The organism is Nonomuraea solani, assembly GCF_900108335.1.
Classification (GTDB): Bacteria; Actinomycetota; Actinomycetes; order Streptosporangiales; family Streptosporangiaceae; genus Nonomuraea; species Nonomuraea solani.
The window spans coordinates 410,608-427,114 of record NZ_FNVT01000009.1; the positions used below are offsets into that span (position 1 = coordinate 410,608).

At 66.9% G+C, this 16,507-nt stretch carries 11 protein-coding genes; 4 read left to right on the forward strand and 7 right to left on the reverse strand.

Annotated features, from left to right (window positions below):
- Positions 1 to 465 precede the first annotated feature (465 nt).
- Entirely contained in the window at positions 466 to 6,606 is a 6,141-nt protein-coding gene (locus tag C4V41_RS31475; RefSeq protein ID WP_146103856.1) for an RHS repeat-associated core domain-containing protein, read from the reverse strand.
- Positions 6,607 to 6,629: 23 nt separating this feature from the next.
- Positions 6,630 to 8,261, reverse strand: a complete 1,632-nt coding sequence (locus tag C4V41_RS31480; protein ID WP_146103857.1) for a hypothetical protein — start codon at positions 8,259 to 8,261, stop codon at positions 6,630 to 6,632.
- Positions 8,262 to 8,411: 150 nt separating this feature from the next.
- On the opposite strand from C4V41_RS31480, the gene C4V41_RS60930 reads away from it, so the two are divergent.
- From C4V41_RS60930 to C4V41_RS62130, 3 genes are all read left to right on the forward strand, one after another.
- Entirely contained in the window at positions 8,412 to 8,735 is a 324-nt protein-coding gene (locus C4V41_RS60930) for a hypothetical protein (protein WP_146103858.1), read from the forward strand.
- Between the two features lie 288 nt (positions 8,736 to 9,023).
- Complete coding sequence (locus tag C4V41_RS31485) at positions 9,024 to 9,455, forward strand: transposase family protein (RefSeq protein WP_103959579.1); 432 nt, start codon at positions 9,024 to 9,026, stop codon at positions 9,453 to 9,455.
- A gap of 79 nt (positions 9,456 to 9,534) precedes the next feature.
- Positions 9,535 to 9,675, forward strand: coding sequence for a hypothetical protein (locus C4V41_RS62130; protein ID WP_160150469.1), 141 nt, complete (start codon positions 9,535 to 9,537; stop codon positions 9,673 to 9,675).
- Between the two features lie 758 nt (positions 9,676 to 10,433).
- On the opposite strand, the gene C4V41_RS31495 is transcribed toward C4V41_RS62130, so the two are convergent.
- The 3 genes from C4V41_RS31495 to C4V41_RS63250 all read right to left on the reverse strand — a co-directional run bounded on the left by C4V41_RS31495 (position 10,434) and on the right by C4V41_RS63250 (position 12,220).
- Complete coding sequence (locus C4V41_RS31495; protein ID WP_103959581.1) at positions 10,434 to 11,126, reverse strand: S1 family peptidase; 693 nt, start codon at positions 11,124 to 11,126, stop codon at positions 10,434 to 10,436.
- An 83-nt stretch (positions 11,127 to 11,209) separates the two neighbouring features.
- Entirely contained in the window at positions 11,210 to 11,509 is a 300-nt protein-coding gene (locus tag C4V41_RS31500) for a hypothetical protein (protein WP_103959582.1), read from the reverse strand.
- Positions 11,510 to 11,821: 312 nt separating this feature from the next.
- Positions 11,822 to 12,220: a hypothetical protein gene (locus C4V41_RS63250; protein WP_200824350.1), complete on the reverse strand. Its 399-nt coding sequence runs from the start codon at positions 12,218 to 12,220 to the stop codon at positions 11,822 to 11,824.
- A gap of 185 nt (positions 12,221 to 12,405) precedes the next feature.
- Here C4V41_RS63250 and C4V41_RS63255 point away from each other — a divergent pair, with 185 nt between their 5' ends.
- Positions 12,406 to 13,017, forward strand: coding sequence for a hypothetical protein (locus C4V41_RS63255; protein ID WP_200824351.1), 612 nt, complete (start codon positions 12,406 to 12,408; stop codon positions 13,015 to 13,017).
- 263 nt (positions 13,018 to 13,280) lie between these two features.
- Here the strand turns inward: C4V41_RS63255 and C4V41_RS31515 are convergent, their stop codons facing one another.
- Both C4V41_RS31515 and C4V41_RS62135 read right to left on the reverse strand, forming a co-directional pair.
- Positions 13,281 to 16,166, reverse strand: a complete 2,886-nt coding sequence (locus C4V41_RS31515) for a tetratricopeptide repeat protein (RefSeq protein WP_103959584.1) — start codon at positions 16,164 to 16,166, stop codon at positions 13,281 to 13,283.
- A 77-nt stretch (positions 16,167 to 16,243) separates the two neighbouring features.
- Positions 16,244 to 16,507 (reverse strand): transposase (locus tag C4V41_RS62135; protein ID WP_235030478.1); only part of this gene is annotated, 264 nt, incomplete at its 5' end.

The following is a 16,507-nucleotide window of genomic DNA, read 5'->3' on the forward strand; positions in this document are numbered from 1 at the left end:
CCATCTTGGCCCAGTTCCCAGGCGCTGGGCGGGCTTGGGTGATCGCCTCACGGGTCGGCGCCTGCCAGCGCGCCCCTGGCGCCAGGGCCCAGTGTGCCCGTCAGTGTCGACTGCATGGAGCTTCTTTCTGAATCAACCTGCTTGAGAAGTGCGGATCGAGACCGGAACCCCACGTATACGTCCCGCTGGAAGGCAGAGAAAACTCGCAGGAGACGTCGACGGGATACCGCTCAGGATTATCGGGCGTAAGTGTCGAATAGCGCCAGTACGAACCGGTCCACGTGAAGAGTTCGTCCGTCCACGTGTACCATCCTTCGCCGAGGCGGCGAGGGATGGTGTTGGGGTGACGTAGGTCCACCAGCCGTATTCCCCGCCCTTGAGCTTGATGGGGCGTTCCAGTTTATCATCCTGGTCGGCGATGACCGGGAAAGCGGTGAGTCGTACATCGACAAGCCGTATCCTCTACTAGCCGGAATGCCCGCATTTAATTTTTTCGCATATCTCCTTTAGCGGCCGAGTGTCCAGCTTGCCGCCTGTTCCGTGCCAGTTTTCTTCTTCCCCGAAGAGCAGGTCTCCGCCCCAGGCCAGCGCCAGATCAACTGAGGCGACGGCCGCCTCACCGAGTTCACTGTCGAATCCGAGCTCGGAAGAGCCGAAACGAACACCGAGCCCGGCGGTCAGTATGCTTATCGCTGCTCCCCCACAGGTGGCCATGTCCCGCTTGAAGCCGCATGAGATGAGGCCGTCCGCGATTCCGATAAGGGTGAGGCCGGCCACTACTGCCCGGCAAGCGGCACATGCCACGCTCAGGATGAACCCGAGGGTGCCCAGAATCTTTCCTCGGTTGTTCCATAAAGCCTCCAGCCCGGGACGGATCGAATCCGCGAAGTTTCGGAGGATTTTCAGCCAGTCCAGACTTCTGAACAGCTTGCCGAGATCCCAGTCCCAGTTTGAGGCATCGATCTTGGTGTCCCACCAGCCCCACCAGGGCCGAGAGCCCTCCTTGGGCGGTTCATTGGGCTCCCAGTACGGGTCTTTCTTAAACGAAGCACGTATGGCACGGGCGGCCCTCTTGTTCAGGGCGTTGCGCCGCTTGTTGAACTCCTTGCCGCTCTTCCGCAGCGCCTTGGTGAGCTGCTTCGTCCTCTTCTTGTGCTTGTTACCGGAAGCGCGCAGCGCCTTCTTGAGGCTGTTGTCGCGGGAGTTGTATCTCAGCCCATCGGGGTCGGTCATGGTGGCGGGGTTGTTGTTGCTGTAGGCGTAGGCGTTCATCTGTTGCGGATCGAACGGGTCGATGACCGGGTCGGCCGAGAGGAACTTGCCCGTCATCGGGTCGTATTCGCGGGCGCCGAGCCGGGTCAGCCCGGTCTCCGGGTTGGCCGTACCGCTGACGAATCCTCGGCTGCCGGCGGGCCATTCGCTGTTGGTGCCGCGGAGGTTGCCGAACAGGTCCATGCGCCGGGTGGTCGTGGCCAGGCTCTGGGCGTCGATGGCGAGCTGGGAGGTTCCGTGGTGGTCGTCGACCGTCCAGGTGAAGCCGTCGCCCGTGCGGGTGCCCAGACCGTCGTAGTAGCGGGTTCCGGTGGTGGAGCCGGTGGCGGTGTTCAGGCGGAGTTCGCCCTCACCGGCGAACAAGGTCGTCGCGCCGGGGTCGCGTCGGATCAACTGCTGGCCGATCGCGTCGTAGACGTACGAGGTGGTCTTCCCGGCGGCGGTGATGGATGCCAGGAGACCTTCGTCGTTCCAGGTGAGGGTCTGCAGGCCGGTGGGTCCGGGCCGGGAGATCGTGTTGCCCGAGGCGTCGTAGCCGTAGGCCATCGTGGTGGAGTTGGTGGTCGTGTTGGCCACCGCGTGGGGCCGGACCGCGCCGGCGCCGGAGTTGGGGTAGGAGTAGCCGGTTACGGTGTCGGCGGCGCCGGCCAGGCCTTTGACGGTCTTGGTCTTGCGGTTGCCGATCGCGTCATAGTCGTACTGGTGCCAGTAGGGTGCGGGGCCGCCTACGAGCGAGGCGGACGGGGTGGCCGCGCAGGTGTCGGTGTCCTGGGTCCAGGCGGCGGTGACGCGGCGCAGGTAGTCGACGGTGAAGCACTGGCTGTCCTTCTGCGAGCCCGCGGTGCGGTCGGTGATGCGTGTGACGTTGCCGGCGAAGTCGTAGTCATAGGTGAGGTCGTTGACGACGGTCCCAGCGCCGTTGTCGGTCTTGTCGCGTTCGGTGAGGCTCTCGGTGAGGCGGCGCGTGCCTTCCTCGTAGTTGGTGGTACGCCATAGCCGCTTGTCCGTGGTGCCGAGCTCCATCTGGGCGGTCTCGCCGAGGGCGGTGTACGTGGTGTCGGTGACGTAGGTCAGCTTGCCGGTCATCGTTTTGGATCGGCCGAGGTCGTTGTAGTCGTAGACGATCGTCTCGGCGGGGAGGTCGCCCAGTTCGGGGAGCGCTTTCGTGGCCAGGCTGCCGTCCACGCGGTAGGTCAAGCTCGTCGTGTACGTTCCGGCGAGCTGGTTCTCCGCCGCAGGGATGGTCACCGACGTGCCTTGCGGGCGTCCGCCCGTGTCGTAGCCGGTGACCTCCTGGCTGTAGGCCTGCCCGTTGACGTACCGGGTCGAGGAGGTCAAGGCGCCTTTGGCCAGCGTGTCGTAGACGTTCTTGGTCAGCAGGGTGCCGGTCTCCGAGCCGAGCCGGGTCTGCGCCACGCGACCGAGATCGTCGTACAGGGACACGATGGTCTTGCCGCGGGCGTCGGTGACGCTCTTCAACTGGCCGGCGTCGTCGTAGGTCATGGTCGAGACGCCCCTGTCCGGGTCCTCGGCCCTGATCCTGCGGCCCAGCGCGTCATAGTGGTAGCGCCACACGTTGAGAGCCGCGTCGGTGACCGTGGCCAACTGGCCCGCCTTGGTGTAGCCGTAGCGGGTGACATCGTTCGGGCTGGTCAGCGTACGGCCGCGGTACTGCACCAGAGCGGTCATCCGGTCGCGGGCGTCGATCCACTTGGTGGTCACGGTCCCGCCCTCGGGCGGTATCTCGCTGACCCAGTCGGCACTGTAGGAGGTCGTGGTCCGCCACCGCTCGCTGTTGTGCTCGAAGTAGATCTCCGCGGTCTTGCGTTCCGCCCCGTCGTACGTGGTCACGGTCGCGGGTGGGAGCTTGCCGGCTTCCGTGCTGGTCAGCGAGTACAGCGTGGTTCCGGGGTCGCCGGTGGCGTGGTAGACGGGGCGGTTGACGCTGACCAGGCCGCGCGTGTCGTACTGGCTGTCGGTCAGGATCCGGCCACCGCCCGGGCTGGGCTGCTGGGTCTGCCGGGGGCGTTGGAAACCGTCGAACAACTCGTAGGTGTCGACGAGGTTGCCGTTGGCCCGCAGGGTCCTGGTGCGGATCCAGTTCGGGCCGCCGGTACGGTTCACGCCGTAGTCGTAGCGGACGTGGGGATCGCCGTTGGCCTCGGTACGGCCAGGCTTGTACACCTTCGTCAGGCGCCCGAGGGCGTCGTAGATCAGCGACGTCGCCCTCCCGGCGGCGTCCACCTGCTTGGTCGGGTGACCCCGCGCCGGATCGATGGTCGTGGTCTCGACGTGATTCTCCGGTGCCGCCACCTTGGTCACCGTGGCCGCGGTGGTCAGGCCGTTGGTCTCGGCGTAGGACGTGGTGGTGGTCCGGTTGAGCGCGTCCTTCGTCTCCTTGACCCGGCCGAGGTCGTCGAAGCTCGCGGTGCTCTGCACCATGTAGGTCGCGGTCGCGCCGGTGTAGCTCTTGGCCACCTCGCTCTTGGTCACGTCCCCCTTCAGCGGCGCCTTGCCGAAGTCCTGGCCGTCGTACGAGATCTTGGTGTCGGAGATGGCGTCATCTGGGTACGAAGGGGTCTTCCCGCAGGCCACCCCGACCGTCTTGGTGGTGCTCGGGAACGTCACCAGCATCTTGGCGGCGTCGTGCACGTACGTGGTGATGGTGCACTGGTCGTCGCCGGTCCCGGCAATGTCGCCGAAGTCATTGACCTGCGTGGCGTTGCCGTACTCGTCGTAGGTGGTCTCCACCTGGGTGGTGCGGAAGGTCGTGCTGCTGCGCCGCTCCCGGATCTCGCGCCGCTTGACCTCCACCTGATGCGCCTTGAAGCCGCCCTGAGTGGCCGTCAGCCGGATCCATGGGTCGCTGTACCCGGTGGTCAGCGGGGTGGCGCCGTCATAGGTGATCTCCTGACGCTGGAAGCCCGCCAGCGGCTCCACGTCGGCCACCGTGGCGCCGGTGGAGTCGGTGTACTCCACCGGCTTCGTGCCACCCGTGGGGTTGAGCCTGTCACCGTGCATTCCGCGGAAGTACAAGTACTCGGTCTTGGACTCGGGCTTGTTCTCGTCGTTGGCCGGGTCGCCTTGGCGGACTGTGACCTTGTCATAACCTCGCCACTCCGACCAGGTCCGCTTCTTCTCCTCGGTCAGCGGATTGTCGTCATAGGCCCAGGCACCACCCTTGGCGGTGTCGTAGTCGTAGTTCGTCACCATGTCCTTGGCGTCGCCCACCTGGTCGTCCTGGGTCACCCTGGCCACCACGTACTTGTGGAACCAGTCGTTGACCGGCTCGGTCGCCGGCGGCATCGCCCAACGCTGCGGGAAGCACCTCTTGGTGTTGGTCTCTGGGACCGGCCGGGTGCCAGAGGCGCAGTCCGGCCGCGCGTACGTGACGTCGATCGCACCACCCGACTCGGAGGTGATCTTCGTCAGCCGGGGCTTGTTCAGCGGCGGCAGGCCGTCGTCCGCCGCGTTGACCCGGTTCGGCAGCATCGTGGCGTCGAACGTCACCGCGGGAAGCGTGATCGCCGTACCGGCCAGGCCGGTGTGCGTGATGCCGTTCAGCCACAGCGCTTTGTCGCCGCTGCCGTCATTGGCCGGAGGGTAGGTGTGGGCGAGATCCCACTGGTCGACGCTGCGGTAGTTCCCGTTCCCGGTCGAGATCTGGGTCGTGATCTTGGCCAGTCGCTGGGTGGACCAGAAGGTCGGCGAGTACTTGGTCCCGCACGTCGCGGTCGTGCACTCGGTGTCCCACGGAACATCCGGCCAGATATTGGCGTCGTTGTGCGTGGCGCAGGTCGAGCCCGGCACGCAACGATCCGCCGGTCCGAACACCACCCGTGCGGGCGCGGAACCCGCGGACTCGGCGCCCGCCCTGGTGCCGTACTCGATCCGCGCCAGCGTGCCGCCGCGGACATACGTGCCGGTGGTCTGGCCCATGTTCTGGGCGTACTTGTTGCTCTCGGGAGTGTAGAAGTAGCTCATCGAGTTGCCGTGCGCGTCGACCACGTAGTCGAGGTTCCATCGGTAGGCCTGCTGGCAGGCGGACGCCGCGAACGTGGCCGCGCGACACGGCTCGCCGGTGTCATTGCCGTACACCGGCACCGTCCACGTCGACTGCGTGGTGCCCGAGCCCGGCAGCCGGTTCAGGCCGAAGAAGTACTGCGTGCCATCAGTGGTCGTGACTTTCCAGTACTCGCCGTCGTCGTCGCCGTTGACCTGCGGATCATTGCGGACCGCACGCTCCACCCGGGTGCCGTCATCGGCCTGCGGCCGCCACACGTCGTTCTCGAAGATCAACCGGCCCGACTGCTCGCCGAACGCCATCGTGGCGTTGTCGGTCTCCCAGCACAGGTCGCCGGTCTTGGTCGTGCCGTTGTTACCGCCCAGATCGTCCGCGCAGCCCTTGTAGGAGCGTTCGATGAAGCCGGGCGACAGGTTCCACCCCTCCCCCACCCACGACGGCTGGTTGTTGGTGGACACCGTGCGCCCGTCTACCGCGCTGGAGGAGTAGGACAGCGCCAGGTCCGGCTCCAGCTCGCCCGGCACCGGCGGCGTGTCCATCGGGTACGACCAGGAGAAGTCCCCGCTCTGGGTGGAGACCTGCCACATGCCGGACGGCGCCAGCGAGGTCGCCTTGTAGTCGCCCTTCGACCCGTCGGCCGCCGCGGCCAGCGCCAGCGTGCTCGGCGCGTCCCCGACGGACACCTGGGCCGAGACCGTGCCCGCCTTGACGTCGTTGCGTACGGCGGTGACCGGGGTCTGCTCGCCCGGGGCGGGTGCGAGCCGCAGGCGCGATGCCCAGTCGCCACCGTACGCGTCCTTGAAGGCCGAATAGTCGACGGTGATCATCACCGGGCTCCGGCCGGCCTTGCCGTCGGTGCGCCGGACCGAGACCAGCAGCCCGGCCACGCCCGCCTTCTCGGCGGTGGCTCGGTCTCGCACCTCGATCTTGACCCGCGCCGGCCCCGGCCGCGCAGTCGCCGCCACCCACACGGGCAGCGACCCGGCCTCGGCCTTGGCCGCTTTCGCGGAGCGACCCGCCACAGGCGCGGACAGCTCGACCTCGGCGGCGCCCGCCTCCGGCCAATCAGCCCTCGCGGGCGGCACATGGTCAGGCGCCGCCTCGGGGTCGGGCCGGGCGGCCGCGGGCACGAAGTCTTCGCCCGGCACCGGTTCGACCTCGTCCGGTTTGCTCGGCTTGACCGGTCTTTCCAAGGCCATGGCGTCCACGATCTGCGCCGGTGTCGCGCCGGCCGGCGTACTGGCCATCAGCATGATGAATAAGCAGGTCAGCATCGTGATCGAGCACAACTGCCAACGGGTACGACGCATGGAACTCGAGATTCCTTCCTGGGTCACAGGCCGGTGATGACGAAGCCCAGGGAGCGATCCGGCTCCTGGCCTTCGCAGTCGCGGTCGAGCGAGTCGAACAGCTCGGCGCCGACCGCGCCCGGTGCCCCGGTCACGTCCTGCGGCGGGCTGGTCCAGAGGTAGCCGAGCCTCCGTACGACCGTCTTGTCCTCACACGCGGCATCGGTGGAGGTGAAGGTGTCAGTGCCGGCTCGGCCCATCATCAGTGCGGTGGTGCAGGGCAACTGGACCATCGACAGGGTGCCGAGACGGCAATGCGCCTCCGGTCGTGCCGTGGCGCTGGCGTGGGTGCCGCAGTTGAGGGCCAGGAAGTAGTCCCTCTTGTCGCCCTCGTTGCCGGCCCTCAGCGTGATCGCTGTGGCGCCGTTGTGTGATTTCACCCCCTTCTCAACCGCCGCCGTGGCATCGAACCCCACCCAGGCACCCGGACAGGAAGCGCTGTAGCCCCAGGCCACGTTCTGGGTGGTGAGCTGAACCTGCTGAGGCCCCTCTGACTCCTTGTACGGCTGGTTGTCCCGGGTGGTGGCCGCGCTGACCGGGTCGGTCCCGAAAGCCACCACGTCCGTCCTCGTGCATGACGGCGAGTAATGCTCGAAGATGTTGAACTTCGCCTGCTGTACGTGCTTACCCGCCAGGAAGGCGGCGTCGTACTGGAAAGAGGAGCGGGCGATGCCATTGCAGAAGTCCCAGCCGCAGTAGCCGACCTTCGCCACTTTCTCGTTGTCACCGCCCCAGTACTCCTGGTCGTGTTGGCCGGACAGCACCATCGCCATCCCCGTCCGGCCCGCCTCGACAAAGGGATCGATGTACACCGGGAATCGCGTCGCCGGATCGGTCAGCAGTTTCAAGTCCGGCCTCAGCACCAAAGTGCTCCCGGCGATTTCCAGGCCGCCCACCGCGCGCCTGGCGTTCGCCGGTGTCGAGTCCCACGCCATCGGCGCGCCGAAGCCGAAGGCGAGCTTGTTCTTCTCGTCGTAGACGCCGAAGTCCCCGTGGCCTTCGCCGCGCACCTTCACACCCTCGGTGGCCAGGTCGAAGGTCAGTTCGGCCAGCTTGGGGTTCGCCGCGGCGGTCCTGTCCTCGACCACCAGCACTTTGCCGAAGCCCTGCGCCGTCGCCCTCATCCGCAGGTCGACGCCGGGCAGGACCTCGGGGTAGGTCGCGGTGTCCCCGGTCAGCACCGGCTTCGGCAGCGGCGCCGGCCAGCGCAGCTCGATCCGTCTCTTGTCCTGCCCGAACCGCACCAGCGGCTGGTCCCCACCTCCGGAGAAGGTGACGGAGACCGTGGTCGCCCCCGGCTCCACTCCGCCGTCGGCACGCTGCCGCAGCGTCGTGCCCACCGGCACCCAGTCCGAGCCGCGCCGCACGCGTACCGGGGTGATCCGCAGCTCAGCCGTGAACAATCCGTCCGGGTTGGCGTAGACATCACGCACCTCGGACTGCTCCAGCGTCGCCGCGACCCGCTTGCCGGTCCGCCGCGCTTCGGCGGCCGCCCAGGGCGCCGAGCCCACTGGATCGTCGTCAGCGGAGGCCGGCGAAGCCACCGTGACCGTAGCCGCGATGCCCGGCGGAGCCGTCAGTGGCGACAGGCCGGCGAACACGGCCGTCAATCCCACGAGCAGGGCACCCGGACGTCGACACACACCATGCCTCCAAAATTAATGAGCAGGATTGGACAGGCATCCCAGCCTGGAAACCTCGCATATTGGCCAGGCTCAGTGTCAGCGGCGGAAAACTAAGAGACCAGGGCCAAAGGAGGGCATCTCATGGGGCTTTCCGTGTCTGCCGGACAATCGGCGATCGCGCAGCCCATGGTGTCCCGCTCGAAAACACGATTTCGTGCTCTGAGGTGGGTTCTGCTGCGCGATCAGAGCGGCGGCTGCGACCATCGCAAGGTGGTGTTATCGCTGGTCCACCGGTTGGTGAGGCGCCTGTTCGGCCTGCTGACGGTGCTGGTCCGATCTGATCCGTCCAAGGACGTTGAGCTGCCGGTGCTTCGCCACGAGAACCAGGTGCTCCGCCGTCAACTCGGTGGCCGCCGCGGTGGGGTCACGCCGACCGGCTCTGGCTTGCGGCATAGTCGCGGCTGATCCACCGCCGCCGGTGGGCGGGTGTATTCCCGGTCACCCCAGCCACGATCCTGCACTGGCATCGCCACATGGTGGCGCGTACATGGACCTTCACCGATACAACGGGCGCCGGCCGCACCAGTCCCGGCAACAGCGTCGCCAGGGCCGAAGCGTTCTCGGCTGGTAGGACCTACGCGGGCTCGACCAGGCCGGATCGTTGAGGGCGGCCCCAGGGGCGTACATGAAGAACGCGGCCCCTGATGATCGTCGGTGTCTAGCCAGTCGATCAAGAACAGGGGCCGCGTTCGCGTGCCATCATCCCCGATCGACGTGCTCTCCCACTACATGGAGCACATCACCGCCGACCCGCTGACCGATCCGTTCGATCGTCCGGCCCTGGCCGAGGCGCTGGACGCCGTGCCCGACCCGCGCAGCCGCCGAGGACGCCGCTACCGGCTCGGCCCGCTGCTGGCCTTATCCCTGCTCGCCGTGCTCGGCGGCGCGACATCCCTGGCGAAGATCACCCGCATCATCGCCGGATACGACCCAGGCCTGCGCGCCCGCGCCGGGCTACCCGGCACGCCCAGACTGGCCGCCAGTACCCTAGGACAGCTGCTGTCCCGCCTGAACGGCGCCGCCTTCGACACCGCCACCTGCGGCTACCTGGCCTCACTTGCCGCCGGCGCGACCGGCCGGGCCTGCGCTGCGAACGCATCAGCGACTACGCATCGAACGCCTTGACGAGCAAGGTCTCGGCGACCGCCCACAGGACGTGGTCCTCGCCCTGCCCTGCAGCAGGGAGATCGAGCCCGGACACCGAATGGCGCTGCTACGAGGGGAGACACCTGTGGCGGCCCAGCTCGACCAAGGGGTGCGGCAGACCCTCGTGCAACGGTGGGAGCCGTTCGGCCCCGCCCCATGCCTGCCGATCCAGCAGTCGACGATGGGCCACCAGAGCTGAGCCGCCACCCTGCTGCAAGCCCTGGCCGAGCTCGCCCGTGCTCACCAGGCTGCCGCACGCAGAAGCCCCACCCACGGCAACCGGCTCCCACCAGGGACGACAGGCCATGATCGGCCAGGGCGCTTGCTCTGGACGGGAAGAACGGGAGGTTGTTGGAGGATGTACGGGCGAAGCCCGTTCCTTTAAGAGGCAAGACGGATTGTCAAACCCAGCCCCCCGCCTTTACAACGTAGATTTCGTGGCGGGCTAATCGCGCGGGGGCCGCGGCACGTTAAGCCTTGCCCAAAGGCGGTCTATCAGGACGCTTGGGTATGTCCGGCGGGGTAGGGACCGATTGTGTGATGGGTTCAGCGTGCGGCTGAACTGCTCTCCGTGGGACCGGCCGCTTCGACACACGAGTGCGAAGCGGCCTCCGCGGAATGGGCCCGCCAGCGATCGATCGCGAAGACGCAACGCGCCCAAGTTCAGGAGACAGCGTCGGGTGCATGTCTAATGGCGGTGCGCAGCAGTGCCGCGCTGCGGACCCGGGCAGGTCGGTATCAAGTCGTGCGCGGCGCTCCGGGTCGCGAATTGGCTGTCGTTGAGGGTGCGGCCGACGCGCAACACCGTAGCGGAGTCGCCGTACCCGCCCTAGGCTGCGCCCGATGGTGGCCTTCTCCCCAGCCCATCAGTCACGACGTGCTGGCCGCTGCGGGCTCACAGCAGCCCGCCGTACTCGTCCGGAAACGCCGCCGGCCGGGAGTCGCGCAGGATCTGGCTCAGCTCGTGACCAGCGTGAGCCCGAAGGCCGACAGGGCTTCCTGGAGCGGCTGGAAGTACGTGATGCCGCGGGTGACGCAGGACGCGCCGGAGGCGCCGGAGGTTAGGCCCTGGGCCTGGTCGCCGGCGAGGAACGGCGCGCCCGATGTGCCCGGCTCGGCGCACACGCTCGTCCGCACCAGACCGGTGACGGTACCGCCGGGATGGGTGATGGTGGTGTTGCGCTGCTGGACGACGCCGCACCGCCAGCCGGTGACCGGGCTGCCCTGGCAGACCGGCGACCCGATCGGCGCGACCGCCGCGCCGCGCACCGGGCGTTCGACGCCGAGACCGGCGACGACGCCGTGCGGCGTCCAGCCGGGATACAGGGACACCCACGCGAAGTCGTCGCCCGGATAGGAGGATGCCTCAAAGACGCCGATCGGGGTGCCGCCGTAGCCGGTCAGGGCGACGTCTCCCCGCTGCCCGCACGACCCGGCGGTGACGAACCCGCCGGTGGCGCCGCGCCGTGCGGTGAACCCGACGATGCACCGCCCCTTGTTCCTGACGACGAAGGCGTCACCGCCCCGGATGACGCCGGATGCCGCCAAGTTGGGGGCGGCCGGGACGGAAAGGGCCGAGACGGGGGCGGGCGAGACGGTGACGACGAGCACGGCGGCCACCGTCATGGCGGCCAGGCGGACAGGCTTCATGCGGACCTCCGGGGTCAAGCCTGCCGCCACCGTAGACCGCGCTCGCGCTCGGCGGACCTACCGCTGGCCCCCGTGGCGCCGTGTTATGGATGACGGACCAGCCTCCATTCGGCCGCCCTGCTGCGCTGGCGCCAGTATCGGGCGTGGCCGCCCGCGGCAAGGAGTTCGTTGTGGGTTCCGACGGCGAAAGCGGATACCGCGCGGGCGATCCCCGGCCGGGACACCGTGCGGCGGAAGCGGTTGCGGTGAGCGCTGTCATAACCGCGGTCGGCGGCGGTGCCGCGCTGCTGCTCGGCCTGGACGGCGCAGGTGGGGCAGTGGCCGCCGCTGGTGAGCTCGGCGCAGCCGAGGGTGGTGCAGGGGTTGCGCTGTCGGGTGGGCATCGGCCACCTCCCAACGGGCTCGTCGCGATCAGCAGACCCCGCGCTTGGGCGGCGTGGGCCGGTGGCGTCGGCGCGGCCGGCGAGAACGCGCTGCTGGGCGGCGCTGGGCGGCCGTCTCGGCGCGGGCGTGCGACGGCCACGGCACGATCGGCTGGCCGTCGGCGTCGAGCCGGTGGGCCAGCCTGGACCGCAGCCACGCCGGCGGCGATGGCCATCGCAGGTGAAGATGTGAGGGTTGATCAGGTGGGCGGCTGCGGGTCACGCTCGATGGGATCGCGTTGATCGTTGCGGCTTTCTTTGGAAGGATGTCTGCTATGACGTCGAACCGACGAAAGGCGCATGGCGCGTAGACGGCCAGGCCGGGTGCGCGCGAACCCGGCACCCGGGCTCCGCCCGGGACAGGGCGGGAAGATTGTTCCTGGGGTCTCCGCGCGTGCGCAGAGCGAGGTCACGAACGCTTTTACCGCGCTGCGGTTGCTCCCCGTGGGCGATCGGGACAAGGACGCGGAGATTCTCGTCCTGCGTCACCAGATCACCGTCCTTGAACGCCAGCTCGGCGCTGACATTGGAGTGAGATTCGCACCCGAGGATCGGGCCTTTCTCGCCGCGCACCTGACCTCGCTGCCCCGCCAGGTCCTGCGCCGGCTGCGGCTCCTCGTCCAGCCGGACACCGACCTGCGCCGGCACCGCGATCTGACGAAACGACGTCACGCCCGTACCTGCAAGCCGAAGCGGGCCGGCCGCCCGCCCACGGTCCGCTCCATCCGCACTCTCATCCTGCGCCTTTGCTCGGGAAAACCCGAGCTGGGGCTACCGGCGGGTCCACGGCGAGCTCACCACGCTGAGTATCAAGGTGGCACCCTCCACGGTATGGGAGATCCTCAAGCAGGCAGGGCATGATCCGGCGCCCGAGCGGGCCTCCACCACATGGGGCCGACTTCCTGCGCTCGCAAGCCGACACCCTGCCGGCCTGCGATTTCCTCGAGACCATCACCCTGAACGGCCAGCGCCAGTACATCCTGGCCGTCATCGAGCACGCCACCAGGCGCATCCGTGTGCTCGGCACCACCGCAAAGTGGGTCGCCCAGGCGATAAAGAACCTGGTGATGGACCTGGACGATGCGGGCTGCCGGGCGCGCTTTCTGCTTCGAGATCGGGATGGAAAGTCCCCTGCCCTCATGGACGAGATCCTCGCCGAGGCCGGCATCAAGACGGTGCTCACCGGCATCCGGATGCCGCGGATGAACTCGATCCTGGAGCGGTGGGTGCAGTCCTGCCGCGATCTCCTCGACCGCTGCCTCGTATGGAACGAACACCACCTGCGGCACGCCCTACGCGAGCACGAACGCTTCTACAACCAGCACCGCGCCCACCAAGCCCTGGACCAAGCCGCGCCGCTGCGTTCCGTGCCGGACCCGATCACGGATCCCAGGCGAATCATCAACCTGAACGTACGCCGACGAGACCGGCTCGGCGGCGTCCTCCACGAGGACTCACATGCCGCTTGACCTGCATGGATGTAATTTTCGGCAGGCGCACGGTCGGCCCATTCCAGCCGCGGATGAGTCACCTGGCGGCGCAGCACCGCCACCTCATGCCGCAGCACCGGGATTTCCACGTCTTTGAAGGCATCGTCGCGGGTCAGCAGGACCAGCCGGCCCACCACCCGGACGGAGATCAGATACAACAGGCGGAAGCACACGAGGAGCGAAAATAAACCGCAGGTCAACCACCATGCACGAGTATTGGCACAGCACAGGCACGGCTCTGGCTATCGTTCCGGGTCTCCGCGGGATTTCAGAGTACGAAGCAGCGGCTCCAATTCCGACTCCCCGCGGTTGAGGATTATGTCGGTCAACTGCTGCTCGAACCATGCGGAGCGAGGATCGAAGCCATGGCGCCTGAGCGCCGCGCTGTAGGCCGCCGGGATCTCTACGTCAATCGAATTATCGGTGGCGGATGCGATTTGTCCGATAAGAGTCCGCAAACTTTCAGTTAGGCTGCACCCAAGTTCAACATCGTGGCCCGTTGCCTCGCGGGCAAAGAAGCCGCCCTGCTCAGCGCGCCACCGCAGGAAAACCATCGAATTCCGTGCCTCTGGGGCGATTGTTGAACCCTCAGCGTGCCACGGGCAGACCTCATTGATGACGTACGTGCACCACACGATAAAGGAACGCGGATCAGCCTCTTGGCTTGACCAGCCCCAGTCGATGACACATCCGCATGGGTGTTCAAACGGCGTCCAGTGGATATCGCCCGTGCTGTTAGTGGATTGGGGCCTTTCCTCAGTTTGGCGCATGCGTTCGGAGATCGCCGCGAAGGCCTGCTCGATAAGAGGATCGCCAGCCTCATGGGCTCGTCGCGCCCAACTCGTTGCCTCATCGATGTCTCCATGTTCGAGCAGGTGAAGTGCGAACCGGCCCATCGCGTACGAGGCGCCGCCGACGGCGGCTTTAGCCAGCCATGCCCCTGCACATGCCGTGTCACCGCGGTCGTCGATGATGAGGGCGAGGAAGAACATGGCGTCGTGGACCCCGGCGTCGGCGGCCGGTTCAAGCCAGCGAACGGCCTCGTCGTATCTGCCGAGCTCCCACAGCATCGCCCCAAGTTGAGCCATGGCCTGGATGTTGCCGAGCCCAGCGGCTTGGTTCAGCCACGTGTAGGCCGTGTCCGACTCGCCCAAGGCGCGATGTACCTCGCCAAGCCTGGTAGCGGCATCGGCGAAGTTATTGAGATAGGTCTGACGGATCTTTCTTCCCGGCGCGTCTTGGTCGCCGTCACCGGCTAGGAGGTGGGGCAGGACGTAGGCAGCCTCGGCTTGGGCGTGATCGGCTGCCTTTCGGAACCAATCGCGCGCGCCTTCCAAGTCTCCGTGATTCCGCAGGAATGTTCCTAGAAAGAGCGAACCATAGCCGTTTGGAGCTTGAGCGGATCGTTCGTACCAGTAACGTGCGGAGTCCAGGTCGTCGTCGTCCTCAAGTTCACTTCCCCAGCCGGCCATCGCACCAGGATCTCCGGCTTCGGCTCCGCGCCGCAGCCATGACCTCGCGCCATCCAGGTCACCCAGGTCCTTGTGGACGACGGCCAGCATCCCGGCCGCAGCAACATGTCCAACATCGTGTGCCTTCAGGAACCATGTCCGGGCCGACTCCAGGTCACCCTGATCGTAATGCGCCATGGCGAGGGCGAAGAGGGCATCCTCATCCCCAGCATCGGCTACACGCGTCAGAGCAGGGATGACGTACTGCGCGAGGCCGTACATCATCGCTCGCATTCCTACTTGGGCGCAGGCGTCCAAGTCCGTCTCGGCGACGAGGATGTCCCATGGAGTGTCCGGCACGCGCCTGGCCGTGCTCCACTTTTTGGATTCGTGGTAGACGAGCACGTCTGAGACAGCGTAGCCATCCAGTTCGCCGACCTTGAGAGCTGATGGAGACATGAGGGCCACCTCGCCGAGTACGGGCCTGCAAGCCCAGCTAATTGCCGAGGCGAACCAGTCTGGTTCCGCAAGCGCGCGCTGAGCTGGCGTCAGATATTCCTCTGCAAGGTGTTGGAGCAAGCTGGGTGGAATCACGTCAGGGTGGCCGCAGAATCGGGCCTCCACAGCAGCTGTGATCACTGCCGCTCCCATCGCGTTGCCGGGAGCCGCCCGGCGGCGAAGCAGCTCCGGTGCGCATGCCAACACTGCTGGGGGTGCGCCGTCGCTAACGGCCGCCGCCTCCTTGACACGTGGATCGACGAGGGCGATCTGGAGAGTTCGGGCAGCTTCCGAGTCTGAGAAACGCTCGGGGAGATCGATAAGCTGCGCCAAGCTGAGAACGGCCCGCGCCTCTCCACTCGTGCTCATTATCCCGCTGGCGCTGGCTAGTTCGTGGAAACGTTCATAGTCAGTGGACCACAGAGTGCCGATCAAAACGATTGGCTCTTGCGTGTTCCCCAGGAGCCTTCGCACCGTGCCGCTTGAGAGACGCCCGGATTCGAGAAAGCCAGCGAGACGGTCAAGCCAGATCACACAACGACCGAGCGGGATCCCAGAGTCGATCAAAGAAGCCAGGTCGTCAGGAGACGGCGGCAGGATGAAGCCCCACTCCGGCAGCACTGCGCGAATCGCTTCGAAGGCGCTGCGCGTCTTGCCTGCGGTTGCGGCACCGAGCAGGACTGCAAAGCCTCCGCCGCTGCGGGCACCTTCGAGGCACCTGCGCAATTCTGCATCGATGTCTCGTGGGATGTAGGTCGGGAGTTCAGGCGAGAGCTCTTCGCTGGCCTGCCTCGGGAGTGGTCTCGCAGCATGGATTCCAAGAACGGCGCGGTTGGTCACGTCGCAGACCCTGGGCAAGGCGTCACCAACGCGCACGAACCAGTCCAGGTAATCGCTGTTCACGGGTTCGCCGCTGGTGCCGGCTGTGGTGACTGCGTCAATCGCTCCGAGGCGTCGCAGCACTCGCTGCTCGTGTGCCTGTTTCATGGCCAAGAGCCGATCGACTGTCCAGGTCTTCGGCTGGGAGTCGATGAGTTGGTGATGGTGGCTGCACAGCAGGATGAGGTTATCGCAGCGGTTGCGTTCCTCAGGGGTGAGAGGCGAGACGCCACGGGGTCCGTTCGGGCTGTCTCCCACGATGTGCGCGATCTCGCCTAGCGAAGCGATCTGATCGACCACGCTTGGCTCGGCGGTTAGTGCCCGGCGACACGGAAGGTGTCAAGTCAAATGCGACAGGGAGTGGGCTGGTCTGATCGCTAGGCGGCTTCTTCCGGCTGGTTGATATAGGCGACCTGCGGGATCTTGGGGAGCCGGGGCGTGCGGGTGAACCGGTGGGGGTTGGCCGAGCGGAAGCGTTCGATGGTTTCGGCCCGCTTGTCCTGGATGGCGTGGGCGATGCCCATGTGCACGGTGAACGGGGTGTGCAGCCCGACTCCCGCGTGATAGTGCTCGTGGTTGTAGTAGCCGAAAAACCGCTGGCAGAAGGCTCGGGCGTCAGCCAGAGAGGCGAACCGGCCGGG